Raw genomic sequence first — 561 nt, 5'->3', positions numbered from 1 at the left:
TAGTTCCCACCTAAAAACAAGTGGGGACTTAATCCATGAACATGGATATATATTCAGCAACACCTCCTGTTGCTAAAAAACGCAGAACATACAGCAAAGAATTCAAACTCAGTATTGTCAATGCCTGCAAAAATCCTAATACCTCGATCGCTTCGGTCGCACTGCAACATAGTATTAATGCCAACCTTGTCAGTCGTTGGATCAGGATCTTCAGCCATCATGATGGTGCCGTGCAGGATCCTACTCATGTGAATCCAGCATTTATTGCTTTGCCTTACACTGCTGCAATCAGCCAACCTATTGATGAGAGGATCACGTTGTGTATCACCGTGCCTCATACGAATAATGATATTCAGCTAAAATGGCAGACATCAGAAATACCTGCCTTGGCAGAATTACTCAAGGCACTGGCAACATGATCCGCATTGATGAAATCTGGTTGTCTACTCAGCCCATGGACATGCGTGCAGGTATGGATACGACCATGGCTCAGGTGGTGAGAGCCTTTGGCTACATCAAACCGCATTGTGCTTACCTGTTCTGTAATAAACGTGGCCATCG

General features: G+C 44.7%; 2 protein-coding genes. Both read left to right on the top strand.

The genetic code is table 11. The features are described from left to right. Positions 1 to 35 precede the first annotated feature (35 nt). Entirely contained in the window at positions 36 to 419 is a 384-nt protein-coding gene (locus ACWQ4X_RS19780; RefSeq protein WP_019836977.1) for a transposase, read from the top strand. Further along, positions 362 to 561: IS66 family insertion sequence element accessory protein TnpB (tnpB, locus tag ACWQ4X_RS19775; protein WP_457904685.1), on the top strand; the 200-nt coding region annotated here is incomplete at its 3' end. The genes ACWQ4X_RS19780 and tnpB, both read left to right, overlap by 58 nt.

This window comes from Acinetobacter sp. NigerLNRRAM0016, assembly GCF_054112845.1.
The sequence above is the reverse complement of the archived record's forward strand: the minus strand, read 5'-3'. Positions and strand labels throughout refer to the sequence as shown.